This is a genomic window from Leisingera sp. MMG026, assembly GCF_021654205.1.
Lineage (GTDB): Bacteria > Pseudomonadota > Alphaproteobacteria > Rhodobacterales > Rhodobacteraceae > Leisingera.
In genome coordinates, this window is sequence record NZ_JAKFZM010000051.1 from 1 (window position 1) to 15,558 (window position 15,558).

The 15,558-nt window shown below is 63.3% G+C and carries 13 protein-coding genes and 2 pseudogenes; 7 read left to right on the top strand and 8 right to left on the bottom strand.

Translation table 11 applies throughout. The features are described 5' to 3' along the window. Positions 1 to 141 precede the first annotated feature (141 nt). From L1069_RS20235 to L1069_RS20245, 3 genes are all read right to left on the bottom strand, one after another. Positions 142 to 1,758, bottom strand: coding sequence for a D-alanyl-D-alanine carboxypeptidase family protein (locus tag L1069_RS20235; RefSeq protein ID WP_237456845.1), 1,617 nt, complete (start codon positions 1,756 to 1,758; stop codon positions 142 to 144). Positions 1,759 to 2,020: 262 nt separating this feature from the next. After that, positions 2,021 to 2,347, bottom strand: coding sequence for a hypothetical protein (locus L1069_RS20240; RefSeq protein ID WP_134830677.1), 327 nt, complete (start codon positions 2,345 to 2,347; stop codon positions 2,021 to 2,023). An 80-nt stretch (positions 2,348 to 2,427) separates the two neighbouring features. After that, positions 2,428 to 3,141 carry an HAD family hydrolase gene (locus L1069_RS20245; RefSeq protein ID WP_237456846.1) on the bottom strand — a complete coding sequence of 238 codons (714 nt, stop codon included), beginning with the start codon at positions 3,139 to 3,141 and terminating at the stop codon, positions 2,428 to 2,430. 106 nt (positions 3,142 to 3,247) lie between these two features. On the opposite strand from L1069_RS20245, the gene clpS reads away from it, so the two are divergent. The 7 genes and pseudogenes from clpS to L1069_RS20280 all read left to right on the top strand — a co-directional run. Continuing rightward, entirely contained in the window at positions 3,248 to 3,571 is a 324-nt protein-coding gene (gene clpS, locus L1069_RS20250) for an ATP-dependent Clp protease adapter ClpS (RefSeq protein ID WP_129372831.1), read from the top strand. A gap of 12 nt (positions 3,572 to 3,583) precedes the next feature. Beyond that, positions 3,584 to 4,573, top strand: a complete 990-nt coding sequence (locus L1069_RS20255) for a class I SAM-dependent methyltransferase (RefSeq protein WP_237456847.1) — start codon at positions 3,584 to 3,586, stop codon at positions 4,571 to 4,573. Positions 4,574 to 4,688: 115 nt separating this feature from the next. Then, the gene (locus tag L1069_RS20260) at positions 4,689 to 5,495 is read left to right on the top strand and encodes an SDR family oxidoreductase (RefSeq protein ID WP_129369774.1); all 807 of its coding nucleotides are present in this window, start codon (positions 4,689 to 4,691) and stop codon (positions 5,493 to 5,495) included. A 15-nt stretch (positions 5,496 to 5,510) separates the two neighbouring features. Beyond that, positions 5,511 to 6,404, top strand: a complete 894-nt coding sequence (gene hemF, locus L1069_RS20265) for an oxygen-dependent coproporphyrinogen oxidase (protein ID WP_134830674.1) — start codon at positions 5,511 to 5,513, stop codon at positions 6,402 to 6,404. A 180-nt stretch (positions 6,405 to 6,584) separates the two neighbouring features. Then, positions 6,585 to 7,400: a glycoside hydrolase family 25 protein gene (locus tag L1069_RS20270; RefSeq protein ID WP_237456848.1), complete on the top strand. Its 816-nt coding sequence runs from the start codon at positions 6,585 to 6,587 to the stop codon at positions 7,398 to 7,400. A gap of 84 nt (positions 7,401 to 7,484) precedes the next feature. Continuing rightward, positions 7,485 to 7,739, top strand: a complete 255-nt coding sequence (locus L1069_RS20275) for a hypothetical protein (protein WP_237456849.1) — start codon at positions 7,485 to 7,487, stop codon at positions 7,737 to 7,739. Between the two features lie 66 nt (positions 7,740 to 7,805). Continuing rightward, positions 7,806 to 8,416 (top strand): annotated as a pseudogene (locus L1069_RS20280) (transposase); the annotation flags it as partial. Between the two features lie 354 nt (positions 8,417 to 8,770). Here the strand turns inward: L1069_RS20280 and L1069_RS20285 are convergent. The 5 genes and pseudogenes from L1069_RS20285 to nirB all read right to left on the bottom strand — a co-directional run. Then, positions 8,771 to 9,106, bottom strand: a pseudogene (locus L1069_RS20285) (IS110 family transposase); the annotation flags it as partial. 291 nt (positions 9,107 to 9,397) lie between these two features. After that, on the bottom strand, positions 9,398 to 10,144 hold the full coding sequence (gene cobA / locus L1069_RS20290) for a uroporphyrinogen-III C-methyltransferase (protein ID WP_129369780.1): 747 nt from the start codon (positions 10,142 to 10,144) through the stop codon (positions 9,398 to 9,400). 11 nt (positions 10,145 to 10,155) lie between these two features. Beyond that, positions 10,156 to 12,786 carry a nitrate reductase gene (locus L1069_RS20295; protein WP_237456850.1) on the bottom strand — a complete coding sequence of 877 codons (2,631 nt, stop codon included), beginning with the start codon at positions 12,784 to 12,786 and terminating at the stop codon, positions 10,156 to 10,158. Next, positions 12,786 to 13,118 (bottom strand): nitrite reductase small subunit NirD, encoded by a 333-nt coding sequence (gene nirD / locus L1069_RS20300; RefSeq protein WP_237456851.1) that lies wholly within the window; start codon positions 13,116 to 13,118, stop codon positions 12,786 to 12,788. The genes L1069_RS20295 and nirD overlap by 1 nt, the downstream gene beginning before the upstream one ends. After that, positions 13,115 to 15,556, bottom strand: a complete 2,442-nt coding sequence (gene nirB, locus L1069_RS20305; RefSeq protein WP_237456852.1) for a nitrite reductase large subunit NirB — start codon at positions 15,554 to 15,556, stop codon at positions 13,115 to 13,117. Before nirB ends, nirD begins: the two co-directional genes overlap by 4 nt. Positions 15,557 to 15,558 lie beyond the last annotated feature (2 nt).

Here is a 15,558-nt window from a genome sequence, read left to right on the forward strand (position 1 = left end):
CCCCCCCCCCCCCCCCAACGGCAGGAAGTCTTTTCGCAGAAAAGGCTGACGGCGGGCGGGAGCAGCTGGCTTGCTCGGTGTTTCCGGCATGAAAAAGGCGCCGCTGGGGCGCCTTTTGTTCTGCTTTCTGTGCCGTTCGCGTCAGGATGGGCCGATCGGCTTGCAGGTTACGTTGCGGGCATTCAGGCGGCGGCAGGCGAGTTCCGCCTGATCCTGGCTCATGCCGAGGAAATTGGCTTCGAACCCGCGCCGGGTTTTGGCCACCTTGCGCAAGGAGCCGTCCAGTGTTTCCAGCTCCGACAGGGCCGTGCGCAACAGAACCTTCTCGGCCTGGTAACGGCTGGTGTAGAGACCGACATTGACACCCCAGTAACGCCCGCCGGAAGTGGAAAGCCGGGTCACAACCACGGGTTCCGGTTCGGGCGAAGCGTTCGCAAGGGCCAGGCTGGCCGGGCGGGCCACGGGCCTCAGCCCGGTGAAGGGCACCTTTTGCACCGCAGCAATGACAGTGGCTGTTGCGGCTTGGGCTGGCGGTGCGGGTTCTGCCTCTGCTTCGGCGAGGGCAACGGCAATGCTGTTACGGATGGCATCCCCCTGCACGGCACCTTCGGCGCTGACGGTTTGGACATTTTCAATCTGCTCCGCCTGCGGCGCGGTTTGTGCAGTATCCTCAGCAGCTTCGGCCGGCGGCGTCTGCAGGGCTTCCTCAAGTGCGGCTACCAGCACCGGCGACTCGGTGCGGCCCGGGCGCGTCCTGGGCCGCAGGCTGGTGTTGACCTGGCCGCTGACCCGGATGGTCTTGCCCGCAGCACCTTCGCTGCTGCCGCTGTCCCCGGCGTCTGCTACCACTACGCCTGCACCTTGGTACGCGGGGCGGCGCGGCTTGCGCAGGGCGGCACGCGAAGGGGCGCGGCGGAAGCCGAGATCCAGCAGTTCCGCCACTTTGGCATTGCGCGCGGTGGAGGATTTGCCGCCGAACACCGTGGCGATGATCCGCTCGTTGCCGCGCTTGGCCGAGGCCACCAGGTTGGAGCCTGCGGCGCGGGTATAGCCGGTCTTGATCCCGTCGGCGCCGCGGTAGCTGGCCAGCAGGCGGCGGTTGGTGTTGGGCACTTCGCGCACGCCGGCATGGGTCGTGCGGCGGGAGAACAGGTTGTAGTATTCGGGGTAGTCATAAAGCAGGTGCCGCCCCAGCGTGGTCATGTCGCGCGCCGTCGACATATGCCCGTTGGCCGTCAGGCCATGGGCGTTCTTGAAGGTGGTGCGGCTCATCCCCAACGCCTTGGCGGTGCGGTTCATGCGGCGGGCAAAGGCCGCTTCGGAGCCGGACAGCGTCTCGCCGATGGCGGTGGCGGCGTCATTGGCGGATTTCACGGCTGCGGCGCGGATCAGATAGCGAAAGGCAATCCGCTGGCCGGAGCGCAGACCCAGTTTCGAGGGCGGCTCGGCAGCGGCATTGCGGCTGATTTTGACTTTGGTCTCAAGCGTGATTTCGCCGTTCCGCACCGCCTCAAACGCGATGTAGAGGGTCATCATCTTGGTCAATGATGCGGGATGCAGGCGGGTATCGGCATTGCGCGAATGCAGCACTTCGCCGGTGCGGGAATCAATCACCATCGCCGCATAGGGCGCCGCAGCGGCCTGGTGCGGCTGGAGCGCCAGCACAAGTGCTGCGATAAGAAATACCGCGGCTGCCCTCAGGAACCGGGTACAAGAATCCCGGCCTGACGCCGGATTGACCTGCGTGATCACTGCCATGTTTGCCTCATGCCGCCGGTTTTCCGGCTGACGTTTTTGCCTGTGACCGAAAGCCTAACACAGGGTTACTGAGGAATAAACAGCGGCGACACACGCCATTCAGCGCTATGCGCGCCATCCTGCCGGCATCTTGTGGGGGTGTCCAGCGGCTCCTCTAGATGCAGTAAGTGCTAACAGAAGGTTACCGAAAAAAGTTGTGTTTTCCAGATCGCGCGGTGGCCGAATATCACCCCTGCAGGCCGTATAGGCCGGGTCTGAGCCGTTAACCTGCGTGAAAATTGGTCACGTAGAAGGGAGTGGAATAGCTCAGGCCAAGGGAAAATTCGCAAGGCTGGGACAACTGCGCCTTGATGCGGGATTCGAGATCCGCCAGCAGGGCGCGGGAAAATGCCTCGTCCCGGTGCGGCTTGGTCAGCAGGGCCACAGTGATGGCAATGTGGCTGTGATGGTACTGCGCTGCCGGATAGGCCCGGCCCTTGCAGGCCCCGGCGCCGCTGTCGTGTTGCAGGATCACGGACTCGATCTCGGCCAGGATGGAATTGGCGTCGATTTCCAGATCGCTGGAGAATTTCAGTTCGGCATGCGGCATCTATCCGGCGTCTCCGCTTTGGGTCGGCAAAGGGATAGCTGGCCGGAACAGGTCCGTCCAGCATCCAATCCCCGGGACAGTCAGCAAAGGCTGTTCACCAAACCCGCCAGCCCGCTCAGATCGGCAATCTCGGTATAACGGGGGTTATGCTCGGGGGCTTCGGCGTGTTCGACCTCCCAGACCAGCCCATGCGGCACATAGGTGCCCCAGGCGCCGGCGCCGATGGCTGCAACCACGTCAGAGCGCATGGAATTCCCAACCATCATCGCGTGCGCTGCCCCGTCGCCGTGGCGGGCGAAGATGTCCAGATAGACCTCCGGTGTTTTCTCCGAGACCACCTCGACGCCGTCGAACAGCTCCCCCAGGCCGGATTGCGCCAGCTTGCGTTCCTGGTCCAGAAGGTCGCCCTTGGTGATCAGCACCACGGTGTAGCGGCCGGCCACGGCCTCAATCGCTTCGCGCGCATGGGGCAGCAGTTCGATGGGATAGGAGAGCATCATCTGCCCTGCAGTGATCAGTTCCTTGATCACAGAGGCAGGCACCTGTTCCTGCGTCACCTCGATCGCGGTTTCGATCATCGAGAGCGTGAACCCCTTCACCCCGTAGCCATAGCGCCCCAGATTGCGCTTTTCGGCGTCCAGAAGCAGCCGTTCCAACCGCTCCGGACCGACGTCGGCGGGGGTGTGATCCATCAGCAATTCGGCGAATCTTTCCTGGGTGACGCGGAAGAACCGTTCGTTGTGCCAAAGGGTATCGTCGGCATCAAAGCCGATTGTTGTCAAATTACGTATCAATCTGCGGGTCTCAGTCTCTTTTCCTAAACAGTATAGAGGCTATATAAGCGTCACAGGAAACTCCACGTATCAACGGATCAAATTGCTTATGCCGCTGCAGCACATCATGATGACCGACCATTCAGACGACGATATCGAATCTGGCGTCCTGACCAAGACGCGGCCGAAAACCAAGCGCCCGCCGCGCTATAAGGTGCTGCTGCTGAATGACGACTACACACCGATGGAATTTGTCGTCCTGGTGCTGGAGCGGTTCTTTGGCATGACCCACGCGCAAGCGTTCGAGATCATGCTGACAGTGCATAAGAAAGGCGTTGCCGTGGTTGGTGTGTTCAGCCATGAGGTGGCTGAGACCAAGGTGGGACAGGTGATGGATTTCGCCCGCCGCCAGCAGCACCCGCTGCAATGCACCATGGAAAAAGAAGAATAAAGAGGCCCTTAGATGTCCGTTCGCCTGTCATTGGCCGCCCAATCGGGCGGCTTTGCTGTTCCGTCAGAGGGCCGCATCGCCGTGTTTCATCCGCGCAGCGATCACGACCTGTCAGCCCTGCCCAAGGAGCAGCTGCTGATCGTCCAGCCGCTGCGCCCCGACCACGATCACTTTGCCGCGCTGGGCTATGCCTGCACCCCGGCACTGGAGGCGGATGAGGCGCTGGCCGCTGCAGTTGTCTTTATTCCGCGTGCCAAAGCGCTGGCGCGGATGCTGATCGCCCAGGCGGCGGCAGCGACACAGGGGCAGGTGCTGATTGATGGCGCAAAGACTGAGGGCATCGATTCGGTTCTGAAGGATTTGCGCAAGCGTTGTGAACCCTCGGTTCCGGTTTCCAAGGCGCATGGCAAGGTGTTCTGGATCGACGGCGGCACCGATTTGTCCGAGTGGCTGCCGGCAGAGCCGCAGCAGGTTGAAGGCTTCACCACCGCGCCGGGCGTGTTCTCGGCGGATGGAATCGACCCCGCGTCCCGGATGCTGGCGGCGGCGCTGCCGCAGAAGCTGGGCCGTTGTGTGGCTGATCTGGGGGCTGGCTGGGGGTATCTGTCGGCTGAGGTGCTGAAACGCGAGAGTGTCGAGGAACTGCATCTGGCCGAGGCGGATTACCACGCGCTGGCCTGCGCGCGGCAGAATGTTGCGGACAGCCGGGCGCAGTTTCACTGGGCCGATGCACGCACATGGAAGGCGCCGGGCACAGTGAACACCGTGGTGATGAACCCGCCGTTTCACACTGGCCGCACGGCGGAACCGTCGCTGGGTCAGGCGTTCATCGGGGCAGCAGCAGCGATGCTGGCGCCCTCGGGCAGCCTGTGGATGGTGGCCAACCGGCATCTGCCTTATGAGGTGGCACTGGGTGAACGCTTTGCCCAGGTGCGCGAGGAGGGCGGTGACAACCGTTTCAAGATCCTGCATGCGGCGCGGCCGAAACGGCGGCGCAAGTAACCGCGTGCGGGGCGCAATGCCGGTTTCCAAACCGGCAGGCCCGGTCTAACGTGCGGCCCTGAGTGCTACAGGCCAGATTTTTGCAGGCCAGATTGTTACAGGGGAGTGCCCTTACATGTCCTTTTCGATCTCCGGTAAAACCGCCATCGTGACTGGGGCGTCCAGCGGCATCGGCCTGGCGATAGGCAAGCAGTTTGCCGATGCCGGCGCCAATGTGATGTTTGCCGACACCCATGAGGCGCAGCTGGTGGCCGAACTGGGCGAGCAGGCCGAGGAAAGCAATATCCGCTATTTCGCAGGCGACCTGCGCGAACGGCTGACCATTGCCAATCTGCTGTCGGCCACTATCGATGCCTTTGACGGGGTGGATATCCTGGTCAACGGTGCGCGCCAGATGGTGGCAACTGATCCGCTGGACCCCGCCGATGACACCCTGGATCAGCTGCTGATGCAAAGCCTGCTGCCCGCCGTGCGCCTGTCGCAGCAAGTGGCCAAGCGGATGATCCGGCAGGGCGAGGAAGACGAGGACAGCAGCGGCCCGCTGGGCAGTATCATCAACCTGTCCTCCATTGCCGCGCGCCGCACCCACCCTGAGCTGATGGCATATTCGATCGCCTCTGCCGCGCTGGATCAGGCGACCCGCTCCCTGTCGGTGGCGCTGGCGCCGCACAAGATCCGGGTGAACTCGATTGCTTTTGGCTCAGTGATGAGCGCGTCGATGCGCACCACCCTCAAGGACAACCGCAGCTACCGCCAGGATATCGAGGCGCATACCCCGCTGGGCCGTATTGCCTCGCCCACTGAACTGACCGAGACGGCGCAGTACCTGGCCTCTGACGCCTCTGGTTTCATGACCGGCCAGGTGCTGACGCTGGACGGCGGCCGCACGCTGCTGGATCCGGTGGCGGCACCGGTCCACTGATCAGAAAGACCCCGTATGACTGCTGAGATGAAGACCGAAAAGGCCCAGGCTGCTGCCTGGTTCCGGGACCTGCGCAACCAGATCGTTGCGGCGTTCGAGAGGCTGGAGGACAGCCACAGCGAAGGCCCGTTTGCAGATATGGCGCCGGGCCGGTTCGAGGTGACAGAGACCACGCGGACGTCGGATGACGGATCAGATGCGGGTGGCGGGCTGATGAGCGTGATGCGCGGCGGCCGGGTGTTTGAGAAGGTCGGGGTCAATATCTCCGAGGTGTACGGCACCCTTGGCGAACGGGCGCAAAACGCGATGGCGGCGCGCAAGGGCATTCCGGGGATGAAGGACGATCCGCGGTTCTGGGCCTCGGGCATCTCATTGGTGGCACATATGCGCAACCCGCATGTCCCGGCGGTGCATATGAACACCCGGATGTTCTGGACCCCGCACGCCTGGTGGTTCGGCGGCGGCTCGGATCTGAACCCCTGCATTGAATACGATGAGGATACCGCGCATTTTCATGGGCAGCAGAAGGCGCATCTGGATCCGCACGGCGCGGACCAGTATCCGCGGCTGAAAGAATGGGCGGATGAGTATTTCTACATCCCCCACCGCAAGCGCGCCCGCGGGGTGGGCGGCATCTTCATGGACGACCAGAGCTCTGGCGATTGGGCGGCGGATTTTGCCCTGACCCGGGATATTGGCCGCGCCTTCCTGCCGGCCTTTGTGCCGCTGGTCGAAAAACGCCGGGTGCAGGCGTATTCCGAAGCAGACAAGGATGCCCAGCTGATCCATCGCGGCCTCTATGCTGAATACAATCTGGTCTATGACCGCGGCACCAAATTCGGGCTGGAAACCGGCCATGACGCCAACGCGGTCCTGATGAGCCTGCCGCCCCTGGCGAAATGGGTCTGAGCCAGCCGCAGCTGTGACAAACTGAACGCGCCGCCTGCAAAGCGGCACGTTTCTTCCTGCGGCGGATTTATGCTGGTTTCCCGCCTACAGGCGCGACATTGCGCCACCCTGCGCTAAGGTGAAAAACAACAGGCAAAGAAAACAGCAGTTTTTCACGAGGCGAGGCAGGGAGCAGATCACATGCGCAGATTGGTTCTGGGGATTCTGGCAATGGCACTGGCGGCGGGGTGCGGCGGGCCGCGGGACAGGGCGGTGAAGGCGCCGGAAGTCACCCGCACCGAACCTGCCAACGGGCAGCTGTCCGGGTTGCGGACATATCCCCGGTTCGGCGACCGTGATCCGCATGCGTGGGAGGGGCGCAAGCCATGGTCCTATCCGGTTCACGGCATCGACGTGTCGCGCTATCAGGGAGAAATCGACTGGCGCAGGGTGCGCCGCTCAGGCGTCTCATTCGCCTATATCAAGGCCACCGAGGGCGGCGATCACACCGACGCGATGTTCCGCGACAACTGGCGCGGCGCGCGGGCCGCGGGGCTGAAACGCGGCGCTTATCACTATTATTACTTCTGCCGTCCTGCGGCCGAGCAGGCGCGCTGGTTCATCCGCAATGTGCCAAGGGATGCAAACGCGCTGCCGCCGGTGCTGGATATGGAGTGGAACCACCGCTCCCGCACCTGCAGAACACGGCCCGACGGCGCCAAGGTCAGGGCCGAGGCGCGCAAGTTCCTGAACATTCTTGAACGTCACTACGGCAAGCGCCCGGTGGTTTACACGACCGTGGACTTCTACCGCGACACCGGCATCGGGCGCCTCAGCGGCACCGAGTTCTGGCTGCGTTCGGTCGCGGGCCATCCGCGCAAGGTCTACCCGGGTGAAAGCTGGAGCTTCTGGCAGTATTCCGGCACCGGTGAAGTGCCGGGGGTGGCGGGCGACGTGGACCTCAATACCTTCCGCGGCAGCCCGGAAAGCTGGCTCAGGTGGTCGGGGCAGATCTAAAGCGTGACGCAAGGGGGCTTTACCCCCCTTGCGCCTTGGGCGCTCCTTGATGCCGGCGGCCGATCTGAAGGGAAAGCTCTAGCCTTGGATGGGCAAACTCCGGTGCGGGCCGCCGCTTTAGCCGTGGCAGGCACAAGCATTATCCCGGCAACCGGCCACGTGATTTATGCGGTTGCGTTCTCCACCTCGTCAGTTGTGGCGATCTACACGAAAACCGGTCGCTGGATAGAGGGCATTCTGGGCGTGTATTTCTGCTTTGCCAGCTACAACCCGTACCTGCCGGGGTTTACCCCAATGGCAGGTGAGGGCTCGTTCCGGCTGCTTCCCTTAATAGGTTAAGCTTGGCCAATTTTTGCAGCCTGGAGGAATTGTATGGCAAAGAACGATTTTGATGAGCTGATGCCGGTTGGTTTCGAAATGGAAGGCCAGTTTGTTTTACGCAGGAAAATCAAGCGGCTGGCGCTGCTTGCGACGTTTCAAGACCTGCCGCGCTGCATAGCCGGCATTGAAACCTGCATGAGTGCGCATTTTGTCAGCCGCTCGTTGCGCGGGCTGGGAATTGAGCCTCGGATCACTCCTGCGATCTAGGTGAAGCCGTTCAAAAAAGGTCAAAAGAACGACTGCAACGTTGCCAAAGCGATTGCGGAAGCGGCCCTGCGCCCCAACCTCAAGACAGTGTCCGGGAAGGCGCAAGATCAGCTCGACCTGCAGGCGTTACACCGGGTTCGGGCCTGCCTCGTGCCGCACCGGACGGCAACGCTGAGACAAATCCGTGCCTTTCTGATTGAACAAGGTATTACTGTCAGGCGGTGTGCGGTTGCGCTGTGCAACGCGCTCCCAGCCATTCTCGCAGCCTCAGTGATGAGCTGTCCCTGCGCATGCGCAAGCTGATTGCCTGCCTTCAGCACGATTGGATATGACTGGACGAGCGGATCAAAATGACGGCTTCTGAGATCAAGGCCGTCAGCATATCCCGGACCGGCAGTCAGCGCCTGATGACCATTCCCGGCATTGGACGGCAAACTGGCCCGGATCGCCTGCAGCATCCTGAACTCCAGGAACGCTTTTGATTGGAAGGAAAAAGAAACAGCGGCTGCGATTTTATCAGACCTCAGCCGCAAACGGTGTTCGTAAACCTCAAATGCATGGAACGGAAAAAGACGCACCCAAAGTCTGAGAGACCAAATGGTCATCATCGATCCCGGTAGCACTAATGAGACAGCGGCGCGTGCGCACATCCAACAGGGCTGCGGCAATCAACAGGTCGATACACAGGCCGTATACATATCAGCGACTTCCTGAGAACGCGCAATTGAACATTTGCGAACTGCAGCCGGTACATAACCATGGGCTCTTCCGCCTCCTTCGCCGCTCCAGGCTTTCAGCAGGGGCGGCACGATTGAAGCAAGCCCGCCCTGTTCAAGGAGAAGGCACCTGACGTGTTTCTTGAATTTGCTTCCTTTGTCCGGTGGCACGATATACCCAATTGTATTCATAACCCCGCGGATCTGGTTCGAAGGCTCAATCGCAATCCTGATCAACCGGGAATGCGCGGCCACGTGAGTGCGGGTTGGCATGCTGTCAAACCCTTTCACACGCACCTCCCGCAAAAAACCGGCCTCGGCGGGATGGGTCAGGCCGTCAGCATCGTTCATGCCGGTCTTGTTTGCGGCCGGATCCAGCATTGCTTTGGCATGGCGGGCATCGTGACGGCCTTCGGCGGTGCAGTATGACGAAAGCGGCTCTAAGCGGTCCTTATAGGTGCGGATACGCCCCGTAGTCCCGATGCGTTGGCTCTGGAGATGCATCATCGTTGGCCGTTTTCTGTATTTGATCCGAAAGCGGGTCGAACAATGCTTCAACAAACTCAATAACATCCGCAGAACCGAAACCCGCTGGAATATGACAGCCGAGAGCTTTCTGAATGCCGTCGGCGTCACTTCAATCCTGGTCTGGCTGCGGCCTTTGCCGACATAGCCTTGTTGCCAGCGGGAGCCTTACCCGGACCTGTGTTTGGGACATGTGATGAAAATTATTGCGCAGCCGGAGATCCCATGCTGATCTAGGGTTTCCGGGAGCGTGCTGATGCCACAAGACACTGTCCGTGCTCCCGGCTTGGAGACATCCACAGCTATCGTGACAGGAGTGGCGGAAGGCATGCCCTGGCGGAGCAGTCCGTCGCGGATCCGGGGTGCCTGTCCCACCGACATATAAAAGACAATTGTGGTTCCGGGCTTTGCATACCGGGCGCAGTCGGGCAGTGGGTCTCCGGCCCTGCATCTAGCGGTGGTCAGCACAAGCGTGTCCGACACGCCACGTTCAGTCAGCGGCAGGCCCGTCTGCGCCGCGGCAGCGCAGGCGGCGGTCACGCCGGGTATGATTTCCGTTTCAATTCCGGCCGCGCGGGCGGCGGTCAGTTCTTCGGCTGCACGGCCAAAGATGCCGGGATCCCCCGATTTCAGGCGCACGACACGCCGGCCCTTCAGTGCTTCTGCCACAATGACCGCGTTGATCCTGTCCTGCGGCCAGGCGTGGGCGCCGACGTGTTTGCCGACAAAGACCCGTTTGGCCGCAGCCGGGGCCAGTTCCAGGACCTCTTCATCAACCAGGCGGTCGTAGAAAACCGTGTCGGCCTGCTGCAGCCGTTGCATCGCGCGCAGAGTCAGCAGGTCGCGTGCGCCGGGGCCTGCGCCGACCAGGGCAAGCGTGCCCGGTGCGGTTTGATGTGCCGGAGAATCTGTCATTCGGAACCGTCCTATTCTGCGGCTTGCCTGAATGGGCGCCGCGCCAGCAAGTCAGCGATGTCAGGGCGGCAGGAGCCGCAGTTCGTGCCCGCCTGCAAGGCGGCGCCGACGTCTGCAACGCTCATCAGACCACCGTTCTCAATGGCGTGCAGAATGGTGTTGGCCCCTACGCTGAAGCAGGCGCAAACCACTGGGCCGGGGTCGGGCTGGTCTGCTGCGGGACTGCCGGTCAGCACCCCTGCCGCGCCGGTTCCCGGCAGGCCGGCCAGGTAGTCCCGGCTGACCGCCACCGGTTCCGGCGCTGTGAACAGTGCTGCCATGAACTTGCCATCCTGAAACAGGGCCAGCCGGGTAATGCCCTTGCACCTGTCTGTCATCATTTGCGCCTCGGCCTTCGGTAGGGCAAACAGGTCCCGCGCGGCGGCCTCCGGTTCCGAAAGGGAGGCCAGCCCGGCGAGTTCTGCACGGTATCCGGCCTTGGTGCGTGCCAGGGCCCAGTAGTCCGCCACCGGTTTCATCGGCAGGCGCGAGACTGCAAACCCGTACCAAGCTGGCTGCCAGCGTTCCGCCGCAACAACCGTTGCCTTGCTTTCGGGCTGTCCCGAAACCGGATCGACGGCGGCGGCGACAAGCCTGTCAATGCGGGCAGAGGGGGCGGTTTCGCCGGTCCAGTGTATTGGCACGAATAGGTCTCCGGGCTGCACATCTGCCGTGATCCGGGCGCGCAGGATGGCCTGCCCGTGCGGGCTGCTGAGGCGCAGCAGATCCGCAGGTTTCACCCCAAGCGCCCGGGCGTCCTGCGGATGGATGTCGGCAAAGGGCTCTGCCAAATGTCCCGACAGGCGCGGCGCCAGCGCGGTGCGTGTCATCGTGTGCCACTGGTCCCGGATGCGCCCGGTGTTCAGGCGGAACGGGTAGCGGCGGCCCTGCGCGGCTGCCGGAGGGCAGCAGCGGACCGGTAGCATGCGGGCCTTGCCGTCCGGGTGAAAGAACTGCCCGTCTGCAAAGAAACGGCCGCCTTGGCGGCTGCGGCTGACCGGCCAGCGCAGCGGGAGCAGATCGTCGTAGTCCTGGCCGGAGATCGCGGCGAGGCCGGAGATGTCGAAGTCCAGCCCGAAGCTGCCGGCAAGGCCGGACAGCGCTGCGTGCTCGCGGAAGATCTCTGCAGGTGTCTGATAGCCGAACGCCGCGCCCCAGCCCATGCGCCTGCCTGCGTCTGCCAGAATGTCCCAGTCGGCACGGGCCTGGCCGGGCGGCGGCAGAACGGCACGCTGGCGGCTGATTGTGCGGTCAGAATTGGTGACCGTGCCGTCCTTTTCCGCCCAGGCGGCGGCGGGCAGCAGCACATCCGCCAGCCGGGCGGTGTCGGTTGCGGCGGTGATATCGCTGACCACGGTGAAATCGCAGGCTTTGATGGCGGCGGAGACGGCATCGGCCTCCGGCATGGTGACGGCAGGGTTGGTGTGGATGATCCAGAGCGCCTTGAGCCGCCCGTCGCCCGCGGCGCGGAACAGGTCGACAGCCTTCAGGCCCGCCCGGTCCGGCATCGCGGGAGCGCCCCAGAACTCCTGCACCGCCGTGCGGTGGCTTACATTTTCCAGATCCATGTGGCAGGCTAGCATATTGGCCAGCCCGCCTACTTCGCGCCCGCCCATGGCGTTGGGCTGGCCGGTCACCGAAAAAGGCCCGCTGCCGGGCTTGCCGACCCGGCCGGTGGCCAGATGGCAGTTCAGAATCGCATTCACCTTGTCTGTCCCGGACGTGGACTGGTTCACGCCCTGGCTGAAGATGGTCACCACTTTTTCCGTGCGCATCCAAAGGTTGCAGAAGGCTGCGATTTCGCTGTCAGACAGCCCTGTCACCGCGGCATCGGAAGCAAAGGCGGTTTCCAGCGCCTCACCGAGCCCATTCACGTTACGCAGGTAATCCGCGTCCAGCGCGCTGCCTTCGTAGAGGGCAGCCAAGAGCCGGTTGAACAGCGCCACATCGCTGCCGGCCCGTAGTTTCAGATGCATGTCGGCCTGATCGCAGCTCGCCGTGCGGCGCGGGTCGATCACCACCAGCTTGGTGCCGCGCGCCGCGCGCGCTGCCAGGATGCGCTGGTGCAGCACCGGGTGGCACCAGGCGAGGTTGGAGCCGGTCAGGACGATCAGATCAGCCTGTTCCAGATCGTCATAGGTGCCTGGCACGGTGTCGGTGCCAAAGGCGCGCTTGTGTCCCGCAACGGTGGAGGCCATGCACAGCCGCGAGTTGGTGTCGATGTTTGCCGAACCGAGAAAGCCCTTCATCAGCTTGTTGACGACATAGTAATCCTCTGTCAGCATCTGCCCGGAGAGGTAGAAGCCGACGCTGCCCGGGCCGTGCTTTTCCACGGCCTGCCGGAACTTGGCGGCTACCAGATCAAGTGCGCTGTTCCAATCGGTGTCCTGCCCGTTCACCCGCGGCGCCAGCAGGCGGCCCTCCTGTCCCAGTGTTTCCCCCAGCGCCAGCCCCTTGGAGCAGAGCCGCCCGCGGTTGGCCGGGTGATCGGGGTCGCCGCGCACCGCCAGCCCGCCCATGCCGTCCGGGCGCAGCAGCACGCCGCATCCAGTGCCGCAATAGGGACAGGTGGAGCGGGTTTCCTTGCAGCTGGCGCCCATCATCACGCCGCGCTCCGCTTGCCGATGGCTGCGCCGTCGATCAGCAGGCGGCCTGACTCAATGCGCAGCGGATAGGTCTCGATCCGGCCCGCGTCGGCGCCCTGCGCTTCGCCGGTGTTCAGATCGAACACCCAGTTGTGCAGCGGGCAAGTCACACTTTGCCCATGCACGATGCCTTCGGACAGCGGCCCGCCTTTGTGCGGGCAGCGGTCGTCGGCAGCGAGGACCTTATCCTCGCTGGTGCGGAACAGGGCGACGCAGCCGACGGATGTTTTCACCACCCGCGCGCCGTGAAGGGGGATATCGCTGATGTGTCCGATGTCGATCCAGCTCATTCCGCAGCCTCCAGTGTCAGATTGGCAAGGGGGGCGTATTGCGCCCGAGTGATGCTGTCCTGCGCGTGTTCGGCCCAGGGGTCCTTGCGGTAGATTGATTGCGACAGCTGAAACCGCTCCGCCAGCGCCTTGCGGTTCTCTACATCCTCCACGATCTGCTCCCTGATCCAGTCGAGGCCCACCTTGGCCAGCCATTTGTAGATCCGGTCCAGATACCGGGCGTTTTCGCGGTAAATCTGGGTCATCGCCGAGATCACTTCGATCGCCTCGTCCTCGCTCTCCACCTTGCACAGAAGTTCTGTGCCCTTAATCTCCATGCCCGCAGCACCGCCGATGTGGATCTCATAGCCGCTGTCGACACAGACCACGCCAATGTCCTTGCAGGTCGCCTCAGCACAGTTGCGCGGGCAGCCGGAGACCGCCAGTTTCAGCTTGTGCGGCGTCCAGGAGCCCCAGAGGTGCTTTTCCAGCTTGATGCCCAGCCCGGTACTGTCCTGGGTGCCGAACCGGCAATGGTCGGTGCCGACACAGGTTTTCACCGTGCGCAGCCCCTTGGAATAGGCATGGCCCGACACCAGCCCGGCCCGGTTCAAATCCGCCCACATCGCAGGCAGGTTCTCGCCCCTGACGCCCAGCAGGTCGATGCGCTGGCCGCCGGTCACTTTGACCGTCGGCACGTCGTATTTGTCGGCGGCATCTGCAATGGCGCGCAGCTCCTCCGGGGTGGTGATGCCGCCCCACATCCGCGGCACCACGGAAAAGGTGCCGTCCTTCTGGATGTTGGCGTGCTTGCGCTCGTTCACAAAACGGCTTTGCGGGTCGTCCCGGTACTCCATCGGCCAGTCGGCCAGCAAGTAGTAGTTCACTGCCGGGCGGCAGACATGGCAGCCGTTCGGGGTGGTCCAGCCAAGCTCCTGCCAGACCGCGGCCTGGCTTTTCAGCTCTTGCGACTTGATCAGGCGGCGGACATCCTCGTGCGTGTGGCTGGTGCAGCCGCAGATGGGCTGGGCCTGGGGCGCCGCATAGCCATCACCCAGGGTCACGGCCAGCAGCTGCTCCACCAGCCCGGTGCAGGTGCCGCAGGAGGCGCTGGCCTTAGTCTGTGCGCGGATTGCGCCCAGATCGGTGGCGCCGCTTTCGATGGCGCTGGTGATCTGCCCCTTGCATACGCCGTTGCAGCCGCAAATCTCCGCCTCAGGCGGCAATGCTGCAACGGCTGACAGAGGGTCCGCAGAGGCGCCCCCCTGGTAGGCCGGGCCGAAAATCAGCGTCTCTCGCATCTCCTTGATGTCCGCGCCGTCCTTGATCAGCCCGAAGAACCAGCTGCCGTCGGCGGTGTCCCCGTACATCACGGCACCAACCAGCCGGTCGTCTTCGATGACCAGCCGTTTGTAGATGCCGCGGGCGGGGTCGCGGAAGACTATATCCTCGCGCCCCTCGCCTTCGGCAAAATCCCCGGCGCTGAACAGGTCGCAGCCGGTGACCTTGAGCTTGGTGGCAAGCTCCTTGACCACAAAGGCATTCGGCTGGCCCAGAAAGCTGTCCGCCAGAACCTTGGCTTGATCATAAAGCGGCGCCACCAGACCAAACAGATTGCCGTCGAACTCCACGCATTCGCCGACCGCATAGATGTCCGGGTCGGAGGTCTGCATCTGCGCGTTCACCTCGATGCCGCGCGCCACAGTCAGATGCGCGTCATTGGCGAGGCGGGTTTCCGGGCCGATGCCCACCGCCATCACCACCAGATCCGCGCCCAGCGTCTCGCCGCTTTCCAGCAGTACCGCTTGCGCCCGCTCTTCGCCCAGGATCGCCTTGGTCGAGGCCTGGGTTTTCACGGTGATGCCGCGCGCCTCCAGATCCTTGCGCAACAGATACCCCGCCGCCTCATCCAGCTGGCGCTCCATCAGGTGGCCCGTCAGGTGCAGCACGGTCACGTCCATGCCGCGCTCGTTGAGCCCGGCAGCAGCCTCCAACCCCAAAAGGCCGCCGCCGATCACCACCGCCTTGCCGCCCTTGGCGGCAGCATCGATCATCGCATTTGTGTCGTCCAGGTCGCGGTAGGAGATCACGCCCGGCAGATCGTGCCCCGGCACCGGGATGATGAAAGGGGCGGAGCCGGTGGCGATCACCAGCTTGTCATACGGCACATGGCCGTTTTCGCCCTCGACCACTTTCATTTCCCGGTCGATCTTCACCACATGTTCGCCGAAGCGGCAGGTGATGCCGCGCTCGGCGTACCACGCGTGTGAATGGGTGACGATCTCCTCATAGGTCTTCTCGCCCGACAGCACCGGGCTCAGCATGATGCGGTTGTAATTGCCGCGCGGCTCGGCATTGAAAAGCGTGATGCCGTAGGCGCCGGGGTCGGCATCGAGCAATTGCTTGATCACCCGGCCCGAGGCCATGCCGGCCCCGATGATGACGAGTTTCTGGGTCATGT